This is a genomic window from Rhodococcus sp. NJ-530 (genome assembly GCF_003860625.1).
GTDB classification, from domain to species: Bacteria; Actinomycetota; Actinomycetes; order Mycobacteriales; family Mycobacteriaceae; genus Rhodococcus_F; species Rhodococcus_F qingshengii.
This window is the reverse complement of sequence record NZ_CP034154.1, coordinates 1-14,956: the sequence shown is the minus strand read 5'-3', so window position 1 is coordinate 14,956 and position 14,956 is coordinate 1. Positions and strand designations below refer to the sequence as shown.

At 59.3% G+C, this 14,956-nt stretch carries 9 protein-coding genes; 2 read left to right on the top strand and 7 right to left on the bottom strand.

The genetic code is table 11. The features are described from left to right. Positions 1–10: 10 nt before the first annotated feature. The 6 genes from EHW12_RS30460 to EHW12_RS30435 all read right to left on the bottom strand — a co-directional run bounded on the left by EHW12_RS30460 (position 11) and on the right by EHW12_RS30435 (position 6,875). The gene (locus EHW12_RS30460; protein WP_047269208.1) at positions 11–3,049 is read right to left on the bottom strand and encodes an ATP-binding protein; all 3,039 of its coding nucleotides are present in this window, start codon (positions 3,047–3,049) and stop codon (positions 11–13) included. Beyond that, the gene (locus tag EHW12_RS30455) at positions 3,046–3,522 is read right to left on the bottom strand and encodes a hypothetical protein (protein ID WP_058228333.1); all 477 of its coding nucleotides are present in this window, start codon (positions 3,520–3,522) and stop codon (positions 3,046–3,048) included. The genes EHW12_RS30460 and EHW12_RS30455 overlap by 4 nt, the downstream gene beginning before the upstream one ends. Before the next feature lie 127 nt (positions 3,523–3,649). Continuing rightward, entirely contained in the window at positions 3,650–3,967 is a 318-nt protein-coding gene (locus tag EHW12_RS30450) for a hypothetical protein (RefSeq protein WP_047269206.1), read from the bottom strand. A gap of 53 nt (positions 3,968–4,020) precedes the next feature. Continuing rightward, the gene (locus tag EHW12_RS30445) at positions 4,021–4,707 is read right to left on the bottom strand and encodes a conjugal transfer protein (RefSeq protein WP_277426217.1); all 687 of its coding nucleotides are present in this window, start codon (positions 4,705–4,707) and stop codon (positions 4,021–4,023) included. Positions 4,708–4,972: 265 nt separating this feature from the next. Further along, positions 4,973–5,671, bottom strand: a complete 699-nt coding sequence (locus EHW12_RS30440; protein ID WP_125052993.1) for a hypothetical protein — start codon at positions 5,669–5,671, stop codon at positions 4,973–4,975. A 790-nt stretch (positions 5,672–6,461) separates the two neighbouring features. Further along, the gene (locus tag EHW12_RS30435; RefSeq protein ID WP_125052991.1) at positions 6,462–6,875 is read right to left on the bottom strand and encodes a hypothetical protein; all 414 of its coding nucleotides are present in this window, start codon (positions 6,873–6,875) and stop codon (positions 6,462–6,464) included. Between the two features lie 2,398 nt (positions 6,876–9,273). Between EHW12_RS30435 and EHW12_RS30430 the strand changes: the two genes are divergently transcribed. Continuing rightward, positions 9,274–9,720, top strand: a complete 447-nt coding sequence (locus EHW12_RS30430; RefSeq protein ID WP_125052989.1) for a hypothetical protein — start codon at positions 9,274–9,276, stop codon at positions 9,718–9,720. 4,453 nt (positions 9,721–14,173) lie between these two features. Here EHW12_RS30430 and EHW12_RS34800 read toward each other — a convergent pair. After that, positions 14,174–14,317, bottom strand: a complete 144-nt coding sequence (locus tag EHW12_RS34800) for a hypothetical protein (protein ID WP_164490646.1) — start codon at positions 14,315–14,317, stop codon at positions 14,174–14,176. Between the two features lie 219 nt (positions 14,318–14,536). On the opposite strand from EHW12_RS34800, the gene EHW12_RS30425 reads away from it, so the two are divergent. After that, the gene (locus EHW12_RS30425) at positions 14,537–14,950 is read left to right on the top strand and encodes a hypothetical protein (RefSeq protein WP_125052987.1); all 414 of its coding nucleotides are present in this window, start codon (positions 14,537–14,539) and stop codon (positions 14,948–14,950) included. Positions 14,951–14,956: the final 6 nt, after the last annotated feature.

Sequence of the window (14,956 nt, the reverse complement as noted above, 5' to 3'; positions counted from 1 at the left end):
TCGATCATGATTAGTTGCTCAGGAGTTCTGCGAAATCGTCGAACTCGTAGCTGTGGTCGTCGACGTCGGCGACAGCGATCGCCTTTGTACTGACACCACTTCGCACGTGATCACGGGCTGCCGGGTCGATGGACCAATCCATCGCGTCCGCCGAGATCGGAGTGGACTGCGCGTGGGCGGAAATAGTGGCATTCGTTTCGGATGCGTTCGAGATTTCGACGAACATCTGATCGACCTGAACCACGCTCACTCGGTTGTCGACATCTCGCATTACGCACACGCCGTTACCTAGATCACCGCCCTTGCTGTACGGCAGCAACCGTTTTGCCAGGGCGTCCCACTCCCCCTCGTTGGCATCAGAAGGTTCCCGCAACAGCGACAACGCCTGCTTGGCTTCTGCAGTGCCTTTCTGCATGAACACAAAGACCGTAGAGAACTGGTTCTGATCAGTCTCTGCAGCGTCGGTCATCGCCTTTTCGATCATCTGAATGTCTTTGGCCTGCTGGGAGATGAACACGACGACGAAATTCAATGATCGACCCTGGCGGAGAGCCCTCGAGATCAGTTCGCGTCCAGCCTGGATCGACGTGACGATGTATGCCTCGTCGATAAACAGCGCTCGCGGTCGACGCCCGCGCCGCTTGGAGTGCGGACTGACTGATTCCGTTACGTCACCAAAAAAATTGTTGATCCGGTGCAGAGCGGTGAAAATGGCTGCTGCAGCGTCGCGCTCAGCATCGCTCCACTGCTCAGGGGTCTTCGCCGGGTCGGGTGGCGTGAACCGGAAGAGCGTGATGACCGTGCGACGCTTCTTGATGCTTCGGAAGCCAACAGACCTGTCGGCCTCGCCGAACAGGAGGCGAGAGTAGGGATTTACGGAAGCACCTTCCAAGCGTGACTTCAATCCTTGGAGCCGTGACAACTCGTGTTTCGCCGGCAGTCGTGACGACCAGTCCGGATTATCTTTGCCGGCTGCCTCAGAAAGGGTCTCAATCTCTTCGTAGAGAGACTGCGACAGCTCGGTCAACGTCGGGACGTAGCTCTCACCGCTGCTCTCAGCGCTGCGGTAGTGTTCCTTCATTGCATGGAAGCCTGGCTCAAGGCGATCCCGATCCGCACGATCAGGGATCAGCAATTCGAGCTGAGCCCGTGCCAGTGCTTCACCGTCCTCGTAGGTATCGGTCAGCGCCCACGCGCACAGCATTCCCCGTGGTCCACCGAAGAGGTCCACGATGTCAGTTTGGTCCCAGAAGTCACGGTTTATCGGCTGAAACTTCGACTCAGGCGTACCGAGGGTGCCGGCGCGGGCGTGGCTGGCGAAGTCCGGGTCGAGAACTTGCGGACCGAATGAGATGTAGTAGCAGAACCTTTCGATGTCATTCTTCGGGTCTGCAGCTACCACCTGAGTGCCTGACTCTGACATCCAGAAGAACAACATCAGTGCGAGTGCCGACTTACCGCCACCGGACGCGCCGATGATGCCGATGCCCGCTCCGTTGTTACGTGCAACCTGAACGTGCGGGTCGAAGTGCACGACTGCGCCGTTTTCCATGCAGTACCCGATGGCAACGCCGCGCCATCCGAGCGCCTGCCCGCTACGTCCCACTTCCACTGCGTCTCCCACACTCGGTGACGAGTCGAGCCTTGCCAGTGCAAGGGCTTCGAGGTTCGTCCACCGGGTGCCGAGGTCGTACCCCAAAGTGTCGTCGCAGAGGTTGACCTTGCCGACGTAGGTCGGGTCCGGGTCACCCGGGATCTGTTCACGTAGAAGCGCGTGCTGAATGTTCAGCGGGACGTGCAGGGTGAAGTCAGTGAAGGCTGCTTGCACGTCCTGGACGGCTTTGGTGAGTTCCTTCCGGGACGGACACGAGATGGTCAGTCGTAACTGTCCGATCATCGCGGGCGTCGGTTCGATATCGAGTTCCCGTTCGAGGTCCAAGGCGTCGCCAAGCACTTCGGAGAATTTTGCATCTTCGATTTTGCCTGCGCCACCGCGGTCTTCGGCTTCGTCCTTGATGAGCCCGATACGACGTTTCGCCAGCTTCTTCCATGCCTCTGATGTCATGAGTTTGTAGCGCCAACTCACTTCGACCTGGAACGGCATCGCACGGAGAGCACGCCCCCATGCGCGGTGATAGTGGAAGGGAAGGACGGAGTCGCCGTCTGCGATAACGAGGGTCGTCGTGTACGACTTCCGTGCCTCCGCCGTTTCCGGGAACGGTTCTGTGATTTCGACGCAATCCGTGAGATTGTGTGCGTCGAAATCTACGATTTGATCGAAATACCCTGCACGCCAAGGTCGTGTCGATTGGTAGTCGCGCTCTGTCGGCGGTTGGAAGTGTCCGTAGAGCGGTTTACGAGTGAGCCAAACAAGATCGGCTCGGGTGACCAATTCAGCACCGGACGCAGACAGTCGGTCTAACAATGTGGATGCGGCGTCACGGAATGGATCGAGGTCACTTGACCGGAAGTGTTCTTCGGCGACGTGGTCGGCCTTCCCGATGATCATTGTTATCGGATCGGACATGCTTGGGCCAGTGAATGTTCCCAGCCGAATCATCAGCACGCGCCGTGGCTCTGGCGTGGTCTCCGAAATGTGTGGTGCCATCTTTTTGGCTGTAAGCGTTTGAAACATCTTCGATGGATCCCACATCGCGCGATCGAGTTCGTCTTCCCAACGGGAGGTATCGACGGGCTGATAGCGCACCAACTCGTGGCAGATCAGTGACGCATCGCGGCCTTGTTCAGCTTCGACCCACATGAGGAGTTGCTTGTAGAAATCGGTGGATCGGTCGAAAGCGAACTCCTGCTGGGTGCCAGAGGTGAAGTCATCACTGTTTCCAGGAAGGATCACACCTGTCCACGCGCCGTTTCCAATCAGAAACAGACCGTCCTCGGCGTACCTGATGCCGAGACGCTGGCGATCAGTACGTCTCTTCGGGGTTTTGACTGTGTTGCCGCTCTTGTGCGCAAGCCACCGATTCACGCCCCAAAAACTGAGGCCAGCGAGGACTGCCCCGACAAACACCATGATGACGAGGATCTTCATGGTTGCGTCTCCTGACCGTAGTTTGTGGTGTTTGATGTTCCGAGCAATTGATCGAAGGTCACTCGCGCTTTCCGTTTCGGGAAGAAATCACCGGTGCCAACGGGTTTCGGGTCGTAGACTGGTCGTTGCAAGGGGCTCTCGAGGTTGACCTGTGCCCAGTCGGGACGCCAGACGATCGCAGTCCACTCAAGCTTTCCGGGGTTCTTGTTCGATGCGCCACCCGAAATCAGGTCAGGATTTCTGAAGATCCGCGCCCAGGACATTCGAACGAACTGGAAGGGCGATTCGTAGCTGTTGCCCCACTTCCAATGACAGAAAGCGTAAGTCACGGCGAGTACTACCAACGCTCCGACAACAACAGTGAGAAATGTCTTTCCGATAGCGAATCCGATCGGCAGCAAAATGACGCCTGCCACCGCTGCCGCCGACACCGACACCGTTGCGAGCTGTGCGTCAATACCCCCGATCGACACAAGTGAAAGTTCTTTGCCTAACTGCCACATGCGATTTCGGTGATTCATTACATGTGTGCGGTCAAGTGCCTCCCGACCTTCGGGCATGTTTGTCCTCCGCTGCCGTTGCTGTTCTGTCAGAGTGCTGTCACTCGACCTGGCTGTTACCTGCTCCGCCACCACTGTTTCCGGGCACGGATTCGCCCGCGTCGACCATGTAGCCGATGAAGATGGGGCCACCACCAAGGACCAGACCTGCGGCGAGGACGCCGATCAGCTTCTGAATGCTCGATCGCCACCCGCCCTCTTTCGCGGATGCCACCGCGATCATGATCGCGATGACGATCATCATTAGAACGAGCATGGCGCCGCCGATGACTTTCAACATCGTCGACAGATTTCCGATGGACTCGGTGATGCCGTCGGCTCCCTGAGCCACGATTAGCGCGGCGCTGTGTGTCTTCATGGATCTTCCTCTCTCCTCTGCCGGCGTCTACCGGAAGCGTTTGTACGACGGTTCTATTCGCCGTCGTTCGATCCTCGGGTCGATGCAGCACCAGGTACGAGGTCGGTTGCTGACCCGAGGCCGGATCCACTACTCGCTGCGCCCTCACGGTCGACAAGGCCTGCACGGATATCGGTGACTAGCCACTTGCCCGAGTTTCGGACGATGTCGACGCGATATCCGCTGGTCTGCATCGACTCAGATGCCGGGACATTCCATGTGACTCGAACCTCGGCGACTGCGATGTCTCCGTCCTGGTAGACGATGGACTGATTCGAGGGCGTGTTGGTAGCGCGCGGTGACCGGACTGTCACTTTTTCGATCTGCGGCTTCGTCACGACACCACCCAGACCAGTTCGCGCCCGCGGCCCTGCGGAATCTGCAAGGACGAGGTTCAGTTGGCCAGCATTCGAGGCGCCCCATGCGGAGAAGAACGGAGCCAACAAGGAGTCCTTCACCTGGCCAGCGAGTTGGACGTCCTCGGTCAGCTTCGCTTTCGCCGGTGGTGGATTTTCCAGTCGCATCGGCGCGGACACCCCGACGTCGCCGACTATCCGTAAGTCGTTACCGGTCTTGCCGGATTTCACCCAGACTGGAACGGACATGGTTTGGTACTGGCCATCCGCCATCGAAACGATAAAGCCCAAGTAGGCGGCCTCACCGGTGGCGAATTCCGTTATAGGAGTAACGGTCCCGTCCACGCGATCATGGAGGGTTCTTGCTGCAGGCCGCCTGATGTCCAACCACACCCTGGTGCGGTTCCCGGCGTCGACATCGCTTTCAGGAGTTGTTCTCGCTTTTTCACAGCTTCGACGTCGCCGTGGGTCAAACACACTGTGAGGTATTGCTGTGCAAATGCTGTCGCCGCGTTGGTAGGGAAAGTGGTGAGCCGATATGCGGCCGCATCGGAGGGCGAGATCGCGCCTTCGGCCGGCACTGCTGAACGCCCGACGGTAACACCGATGATCAAACCGACAACTGCAACGAACGCGAGGGCTGAGCTGCAGAGCGCCAAAGCTTTCCGGCCACGGTATCGACTACCGAGGACACCGGACTTGCCGACTTTGGCAATATCGAAGTCGACGAGCTGAACTCCGTGTTGGTCATACAGATCCGGTATTTCGTCTGTTTTCCCTTTGTTTCGAGGTAGCAGCGAGGAGCCCCTACCGAACCAGCGCTTCTTCGTGGGGCCTTGTCGGTGTTCTCTCCCGTGGCAGCGCTGTCCACAGCGGTGTCGGCATCCGGGTCAAGTACCCGACGGCCAAGGTCGTCGACGAAGATTCGTTTGCCGGCCGAGTCCTGCAGCTCGTTTCCTGCCTCGTCGGACGCTACGAACACTCCGTCGCGGTGATTGAGCATCCACTTGTAGACGCGCTCGTCACCGTCGTAGTCCCAGTTCGGGTTTGGCGCGATTGCAGATTCGAGCACGGGTGCCACAACGCTGGCATGGTCCTTCTCCATACTCGGCCGGTGCATCTCATCCTGCGAAACTGGTTCAGGGCTTCTCCCGAGCAGCTGGTCGACACTAGCCCGAATGGAATCTCGTGCGGGGTTGTACATGCCGTAGATACGACGCACCGGGATCCGCTTGTCGTCGCGTGCGGGATTGAACCCGTCTGGCAGAACAACCGCGAGCCGGCCATCCAGTTCGGCGTCTTGCGACACACTCGCCCCTTCCGTCATGATGAGGCATCACTGCAGGTAAAGGCGTGAATTTAGGCCCTCTGTCTGTGATGCAACTCCGATGCTGGAAACGATAGAGGACGGTGTTCCGGTCATCGCCGGATTTTGTTGTAACTGCCATCCCTCCCACAGATGGGACCGCCGCGGTAACACGCGATATCGAATTCCTTGACCTGCGGTTCTTGCCTGCACGAGGCAGACTGCCTGCGCTTGAGGTGATGCGGCGTGGCTCCTCTTCACGCTCGTTCTCGGCATCGCACTCGTATCCTTCAACCGCGCGGATTTCGTTCCGACGAACCCGGCGGCCGCGCGGGCTGCAGCAAGCGCATACGACGCGATCAACCCAGGGAGTGAACTTCCCGCGTGCGATCACGGCAAACGACGACAGCGCCAACTACCCGGACTACCCGTGCTTCAATCCTGTGAATTTTGCACTGACAAAGGTCATTCCGGCATCGAACTCGAACTTGCGACCTGATTGGACAACGAGCTCACAGGCGTCAGTCCTCGTGACCTGGGGGTTTCCGGTCCTACGGATTTCCTCCTGGATATTCACCGCGATCCTTGTCGCTGGAGTGACCGGATTGCTACGGAAGACGTGAGACTGAGCGGGCAACGCCTCATGGAAAGACGGCGATCCTCGCAACTGCTGGTGCGCAAGACTTTCCGGCGGAGGAATCGTGAATGGTATGAGATCAGTAGGGCCCAGCGTCGAAGGCCCGGCCCTACTCGGTAAAGAACGCGAGGTCAGCGATCTCGCGGTCAGATGCGATCAGGGCATCCCATCCAGCGGGTCGGGCGCGGGTGGCACATCTTCGTAGACGTCAACGGTGGCGCCGGCATCGTAAGGGTCGGCGTAGAGATCTTCCGGTGGCGGCTCACCAATAGCGGAAACGTCCGCCGTGAACGATGTCGGTACGGCCTTCGGTGTTACATCCACCTTCGCATCGGAATTGTCGACGATCTGATAGAGCAGCGAATCCGGCTTTGCCAGTTCAGCGTTGAGCCCTGCGCCAAGTTCGCGGGCAGCGTCACGCATCTGTTGGATCACTTCGGGATCAGCGTCGAATGGGTTGTAGCCATGGGCTGCTTCCAGGACTGTCACCATCTCCAGCACCTCGTACCAGTTGTTCGGGCCTTCCGGCGCGGTGGTGTGCACGGACTGCAGTTTCGGATCTTTGGTCACGAACAGCATTTCCCGCTGGTCTCGGTCCAAGGCTTGTGCGGTGCCGACCGGGATGCGATTCTCCTGTTGCTCGCGCCACGCACCTTCTTCGATTCCGATGCCCCAGTGAACAACGAAAGCGATTGTTCGACACTGATGTCTCGTTCGTTGCGTACTGCTTGGTGACCGACCCTGAGAAGTCGGATACCTCCTCGTCATCGTCGCGACTTCCGATCTGCAGTACAAACAGGTTGGCGATCAGCCCCAACAGTCGTTGCAACCACACTCCCTTCCCATCATCGATCGTGCGGATGTCCGACAGGGACTGGGTGGATACGACAACACGAATGCCGACGTCGGCGCTCTTGTTGATCAGGTTGATCAGGGCGTCCGCTGATGCTTGATTCGCTGCTGAGCCGAGTTCTTCGATCTGTACGACGAACGGTGGCCACGGGGTGCTGTCGGCACCGCCAAGAGGTACACCGAGGAAGGCGGCTACCGCAGCCTGCCGACCTCGTAGGGTCGCCACCGCATTCTGCAGATCCAGCAGGATCATCGTTCCCATCATGGCGGCGAAATCCGGATAGATCTGCGCGGGCAAACTGAAAACTACGATTTCACCGCGCAGAATCGCACGAATCAGGTCGATTTGACCGGCAGGCGCTCGACCGGTGCCGAAGGTTCCGGGATAGAACGCCGAGGAATTGACGTAAGTGGAGGCCAGTTCGCGAGTGGAAGAGACGGCTTTCGCGACAATGCTGCCTGATTTCTTCAACTCCGCGCTGACCGCCTGCACCCGTCCGCGAAGCGAGTCGATCCGAACCTCCGCATACGTTCGGACAGGTGCGGGTAGTACTTGAGCACTGTGCCGATGCTGAGTGCTTGTGCTTGCCGCTCCAACTCCCGTCGGTCGCCGTCGACAGCATCTTCGTCAGCACTTCCAGCGAAGAGATGCGGTCTTGCCGTCTTGGCCAACAGTCCTGTCGAAACCAGTCAATGCCGCTATGTTCCAGGCTAATTCGCTCACCTCCTGCGCTGACCTTAGGTAGGCAGCGGCGTCACCGTCTCGCGTACGGATTTGAAAACATCTCGGCTTTGGACTTCCATTGCCCCGCGCCAATCCGTCATAGGTGCGGGGACTGGCGGCGCATAGGGATGCAGTTGCGGGTACTCGCCGCTGCCATTGGTGGAAGCAGGAGAAATGAAGGAACGATCGGCCCTCTTGCTGTGCGAGCCGGGCCTTCTCCTTTACAACCGCGTCGTCGCTTTGTAGTCGATCGTCACCGAACCACCGCCAAAAGTCCGAACTTGCTGATCGCTGATCGACGACGCCAGTCGGGTCTTACCCGTGCGGGATCCGCCGACGATGAGCGTGGCGTTCTTAAAACTATTGAGGGGGCGAAGTACTGGCTGCCCGTACCGTCCGAGGCCAACTGCGACAACCGGCCTAAGCGAGATTTCCACATATCAGCCCTCAGGTAGTGCCCGGAGGCAACTTTGTTTCGTTCGATGTCACGGCGCCGACGATCGAGGATCCCCACGGGCCGCATGTTGGAGTGCTCCGCGCCTTCGATTCGGCCTCTTAGTGCGCGTGGCGGCTACGGAACAGCACGATCAAGACGGCGGCGAGCACGAAACCTACTGGCACGCCGAACCACAACTGGGTCCAAATGATTGCAGGATGCTCATGTCAGCATTTGCCGCGACCAACCGAGTAGCCCGAACTGTCTGCGGTAGATTTGCGGCCGGCGTATGGAGCCAGATCCGGGTGGTGAGGACGTCGACCAGTACAACCAGTAGTCAGGGAGAAACCAGCGGCGGCATGCCGATGATGGCGGTCACCGCCGCCATATCGTCCACATCTTGACTCGGACACGCCGGATCTCGAATGCCAAGACTGCGAACACGATTGCCACGACAAGCCGGGAACCGGCGAGAGCTGCGAGGCCAGCACCGCTGCAATCAACCGTGCCTGTGCGTTCGAACTCGACCCCGATTCCCGATCGCTGTCCGCGCCAATCGTTTTACCCATGAATTTGCAACCTCCCGAATGCGGTGTGTCTCCGATTTCGCGATCATTCACGAGGTTCCGTGCCTGGCGGATTCGATCGCTGCTGGTCCGCCTGTGTTGAGGGGCCGGGCAATTCGTGCCGCACTCTCACGAACCATTTTCAGATAATGGTGTGTCGCTGCAGCCCGCGCGGAAATCAACCATGCCTTATCGAAAGGTGTCGGCATGATGTAAAGTCACCGACATCGGAGATGAAACCACATCTGAAGGCGTGCCATGCCTGCAAATTGCAGCGCGGCCGGTAGCGCGGACGACCCGTCCAAGGGCGACCGGCAGTTTTGCCACCCGCGTCCGCGCGGATGTCGATTCGTCGATCCGATCCATCGCCGACACACCAGACCCCGTTCGGTGACGTCGTGGCACCATGCTGCTCATCGGCACCGACACATCGACCAGTTCGACGAAGTCTTCAGGGAACTGCTACCGCTGACACGCACCACTGTCGACGGCCAGGTGCAGTTCGACCCGAGCGCCCATGACCATCACCAGCATCACAGGCCGCGCTCCGACCCCCGTCGAAACCCGCGCCCGAGAAATCCGCTCCGCGCTCTCCCTCACGGGAAGATCCCGATGATGCTCGTGTTCTCGACGCTCCTGACCATCGGCGTACGCAACTGCGAGGGCGATGCCTTCACCGGTGCGCTCGCCGACATGTACGAACTCGCACTCGACCCGAAGCTCGCACGCAAGATGCTGAGTGAGAGTTCGATTCCCCGCCGTCTCGAAGAGCAGGGGTATTGGCGCTGGCTATCTAGTCTCTGCGCCGATGACGGCGCCCCAATAACTCAATATTAGGGCACCACAGAATCAAGCATCTCAGGGGAGAAAACACACCCTGACATGCACGAAACCCGCTCTTGCAGGAACGGGGTTTCGAGTATTCGAGTTAGGTCGGCCGAGTTGGAGCTCGGTGATCCGACATGGTGTCCCTCCCACCAGAAGGGACTCACTTGCTACGTGATGTCCAGGGTACAAGCACCCCGGTGTGCGTCCACTTCCCTGCCCAATTCGGGCGGGTCGGTCACACCTACCGACCCCGACAACTGCACATTCGCTACTACCGTTTTCGACACGGTGCGCAGCTGGTCGCCGCGCCTCACCATCCGCGTCGACACCGCCGGCGAACACACCTACGCCCCCACCCGGATGCCTTCCCAGGCACCGGAGGGCCGTGGGCTCTCTACCTCGCAGACTCGCGCGGCCGCTTCCGGCTGCTGTGCCTCGACTTCGACGACAGGCAAGGTAACCAGCCCGGCGCTGCACGCAGAGCCGCCGAACAAGTCAGTCGTCGACTACACCAACTCGACACCCCCGACCTACTCTGCGCCTCCGGCGGCCGCCACAGTCGGCACCTGTGGATCCGACTCGCCGAGACCGTCACTGCCACACAAGTTCGTTCACTCGCAGCGGCGTTCACGCAGAAGTACAAAGACACCTTCGACGCCTCCGGCCTCCTCAACCCCACATCCGGTTGCGCCGCGCGCACCTGGATCACCCCACCGCTACGGCGCGCCATCACAGCCACTGAGAACTGCCGGCCGAAACGCCGCCGACGCACTTGCATGGGCCGACACCGGCGCTGACCCCAGCGTCGTCGACAACCTCACCGCATGGGCGGGCGGCACCATCCCAGCTTCCACGCGTACAGACCGCCATTGCGATTCCGTCACTTTGACGAAACGCCTGCGGACAATCGACTGCACCCGCGGAATGATCCCCGGCACCACACGACCACTCCCGAACACATTCGGGCTCTCGCAAACACCGCCCCAACCGCATCCGCCGACACGTCCCGAATCTCGTGGTCCATCATGTTGTCCGCCGCGCACGCGCACTGGTCCCTCGACGACATCACCGCCGCAGCGCTCACCGACCAACTCCCCGGCCTCGAACACCTTCGCACTGAATCTGGCGGCGCCGGACATGGCGGCCGCAGAACACGGAAGACCCCCACGATCACATCGCACACCAGTGGGAGCGCCCCTGAACGCGGTAGCAGCCGCACCAGCTACTCCCAAGGCCGACGTCCTCAGTCATGCACGCAAACACGTCCGTGCCGCGCTGGCGGCCGCCGAGAACACGCCATTCTTCCGTGGATCTGCACAAGGCTTCCGACGCTGGGCAGCACTCGCAGTGATCGCAGACCTCATGTACCGAGCTGACAGCACCGACGACTTCGAACTCGACGTACGCCGCTGGGCAATCGCGGCCGCCACCACCAAAACTATCCTCGCCTACGGTCTGGGAGCTCATAGATGCCGGCTGGCTCGTAAGAACCCGACCACATTCAGGCCCGAAGGCCGCCGCATACCGGTTAGTCATACCTGCAGTCCAGAAGGTCGGACACAAGGTTACCCACCCCTGCCACTCGCTCCGGAACACGCTCTCGAGCGGTCCCGGCATACCTCAATCACTTGGGTCGGGACGTCTGGCAACATCACAAGCTCGGACCTGTAGCCGCGATGGTCCACTGGACCCTGAGCGTTGCCCCGGAATTGTCTCGGGCTCGGCTCCGACACACGACGGGCGTTTCGATCGATGTGTTTGAGGGAGTTCTGACCGTGCTGACGGCGAATCGTCTGATCCATCGCGGGCAGGCGGTGAACCGCGAGCGCGTGTATGCAGGTGTCGCAGGCTATCTGGGTGTCTCAGGGATGCTCGAACGTAGACAGACCAGGTACCGCCGCGAGTCGAAAGTCTGGGCGTGGTGGTGCAGCGAGATCGAATGGCGCGCACCACCACGGCGAAACCGTCCTCCGGTGCGAGACCTGTACGGGCGCTTCCCGACCTACAGCGGCGGGCACTGCGATTGGTCAGCCGCAATGCGCCGAGTGGCCGCTGTAGAAACACAAGGCGCGAAGGCCTCGACACACACAACTACGAGCACCGTAAGACCCACCAGCGGATGAGTGCCGCAAGTCCGAACGTGAGTTCGTACTGTTGGGCAGACACCGAGAGATCGAAAGGAGAGACAAGATGGCATCAACGATCACAACCGCGAACGGATCGAAAATCTACGGCCCAGGAAAGCTGTCGGACGACTACAACACGAACTAGCCTTACCGGCGAGCGAACCGGATTCCTGCACGACGCCGTTCAGACGGCAAAGGCGGACGCCGACAGCAGCGTCGCACGGCCGCTGCTGTTTAGCCGGCCGAATCCCTTAGCCTCATCGCCGACGCTTCAGCCGGTAAAGAATTGGTTAGACGACTTGGCGAAAGCTCAGCGATTAGGTTGCGAAGGCCGTTAAACTCAGCCACTCAACGAGCGGTGTAGGCCTGCAGCTGTCCATGGGAGATCACGAATGAGCACAGAGACAGGCCCATTCTTGTGGCCAAGTACGCCCGGCGATCCGTTTCATGGACCGTTCGATCTGAACTCGTATGTCCATTCGTGTGTGAGTCCGACACCTGCAGAGACTGATTCAGCTGGTGGACTTCAGGCTCGGATCGAGGAAGTCTATGCGGAAGGCAGAGTCGCAGACTCGCTTGATTTTCGCTACCGAATGGCCGCAGTACTGCTCGCAAATCCGCCGGCCAACGACTACGACGCAATCAGCAACTGGGTTGAAATAGCTCGAAGTGCGACTTACCTAGGTCGATTCGATGAGGCTTCAAGAGCACATGCCGTGTCGATCTACTTGATGCGGCGCACGCCAGTTCCGAAGGTGGCGTACGTGCCCCGCCAAGTTGCAGCCAATAGCGCGATCGCTTTCGCAACGGGTCAGTATGACCGCGGATCGGAATTGTTGCGTCTCGCAGAGCGAGAGATGATCGATGCTCAAGGCGGCGATCAGATTGTGGCGGCTGCGCACACAGCAGTCCTGTACGCGCGAGAAATCGAAAATCTGGCTCGGCCAGCGACGACGTCCTCGACTGATTCTCAACCAGTTGATTTGCAGATCGCGCCATACTTGTACAGCCTCGGTGCAGGTCTCTTGACGAATGTCGTTTCAGATCCCTCGCGCATCGAACCATCGGACGTGTTCGACCGTGCCGGAAAGCTATTCGAGGCGAATGACAACTTCGCTGCGGCAGAAAAATGCTACGTCGCAGAGGCAAGCTATTTGCGCGGAGCTGGGCGTCATCTGCAAGCTCATGCGGCGTTTATGAAGTCTGCCCGCATGGCAGAGCGGCATTCCGCAATCCCGAAATACTCAATGAGATACTGGGCCGCAAGCTCAGCACTCACTTTGAAAGATCGGCCGCTGTTCGCTGAAGCACTCGACTCGATCTCTATCGGGTTGATCGATGATCCTCACTATTTCGTCATGTTCGTGTTCTTGGAGTCGGAAATGATTCGGATCGTCGACACTGACTGGGTTCGTGCCGCACAGTACGTCGACGACCATCTCCCCGCGCGCTGGAACTCACCGGCTACCGTTCGGCACCAGACGACATGCCAAGCGCAACACCTCATGAACGTGCAACGATTCCCTACCTCGTGGTCTATTCGCCAATCGACTGCCGTTGGCCACCGCAACCGAATCCAGCCGAATCGCAGACGCCGTCACCGCTGCGCGACTGTATGCCAGGGGAATACGGGACGGGCATCTCGACCATCTTCACGCCGAAAGCGGAGGTCACGAGCGGAACTTGGAACTACTTTTCCAAGACCTAGCGCGCGCTGTACCTATTCCGGTGCGGCGGTCCTCGTGGCGCGGATCAGGCACTCGATTACGTCAAGGGGGAACTGCAGGATGCAGCGCTGGAACAGTTCTCCGAATCGCCACGACAGCAGCGAATAATGCCTACGATTTCGCCGTCAATCTGATCAGTGGATTCGGCAACTAGGTATCCCAATGAGGATGCCCACATGGGAAGTGAACTACGGGTAGCAGTTCCACAGCGCTTCCCGAGCGGTCGAATCGGTAGCCTCGTGATTTCGTGCTGCGGTGCGTCGCATTGACGATTCCTAGGCGGCAATGGACCCGCAGTGGTGTTTAAGCCTTCGTCGGTGCGATCGACGCTGGCGGAATCAGCCGGTGAGGCGCCCAGATCTGGCAGTTGGCGCGTGCGAGAGAATCAATCTGGTCGTCCGATAGTGGCTGATCTTGGCAGTTGCTTATCGCGGTTCGCTCAATATGGGAGGGTATCCGTCGTCGGAGTGTTCTGTCCGGTAGCTGCTTTGAGGCTGGAGAACGCACCTCGACGCCTGTGGGCAACGGCAGATCGAGTGCCGTTGTCCACAGGCTATTTCGCAACCCGAAAACTGCCCGGATTTCTTTGCGGGCGGAGAACGCGTGCGGTTACGTGGCTTTGTCGAGCGACTGGACGACGATGGAGCGTGCTGCGAGTTCGTCCTCGAGATCTATTTGGAGGGACTCTTCGAGACCGTTGTCGGCTACAACCCAGTTGTGGTACACGGCCGTCCACAGGAATTTGAATCGCACATGACTGTCGTTGGTCGTGTCTAGACCTTTGATCACCATGTCCTTGTGGGCGGGGATGACCTCGTCACGCCACAGCGCGTACTCGGCGGTCGGGGCATGTGAGGTAGTTCAAGAACACGAACGAGTAGTCGACTTCTCCTGCAGTGAATTTCGTGTGTCCAAGTGTCTGGTACAGCGAGGAATCTGTGTGGTCTTTGTAGAAGCTGGCATCCAGTTCATATGCCTGCACCATCCATTCGGAAGCTGAATGGCAGGGACTACGGTTCCCTTTTCCTCACCCATTACTGCGTCGATGAGGCCGTCGCCGATGATCGTCCAGTCGTCCGCGTAGACAGGGCCAACTCTCACAGCACCGCGGAACAGCCGACTATGTCCCCACACCAATCGCAGAATATGAATCTGGAGTGTGAACACCATGTCCATGAGCCAATTCAAGGCTTCGTGAGCTTGATTTGCGGCCTCAAGACCAGCTGGAAGTTTGTGCTCAGCGAGTGCAGTAAGGATCGCGATGTGCTCGGCGGTAGCGGGGTGACGGCCACGTTGTCCGTGAACGTGACAGCCATGGGGATTGCGGTGTTGCAGCTCCCCCGTTTAGGCCTCGATAAAGGGCAAGATTTTCGCGAAATTCGTTGAACTGGC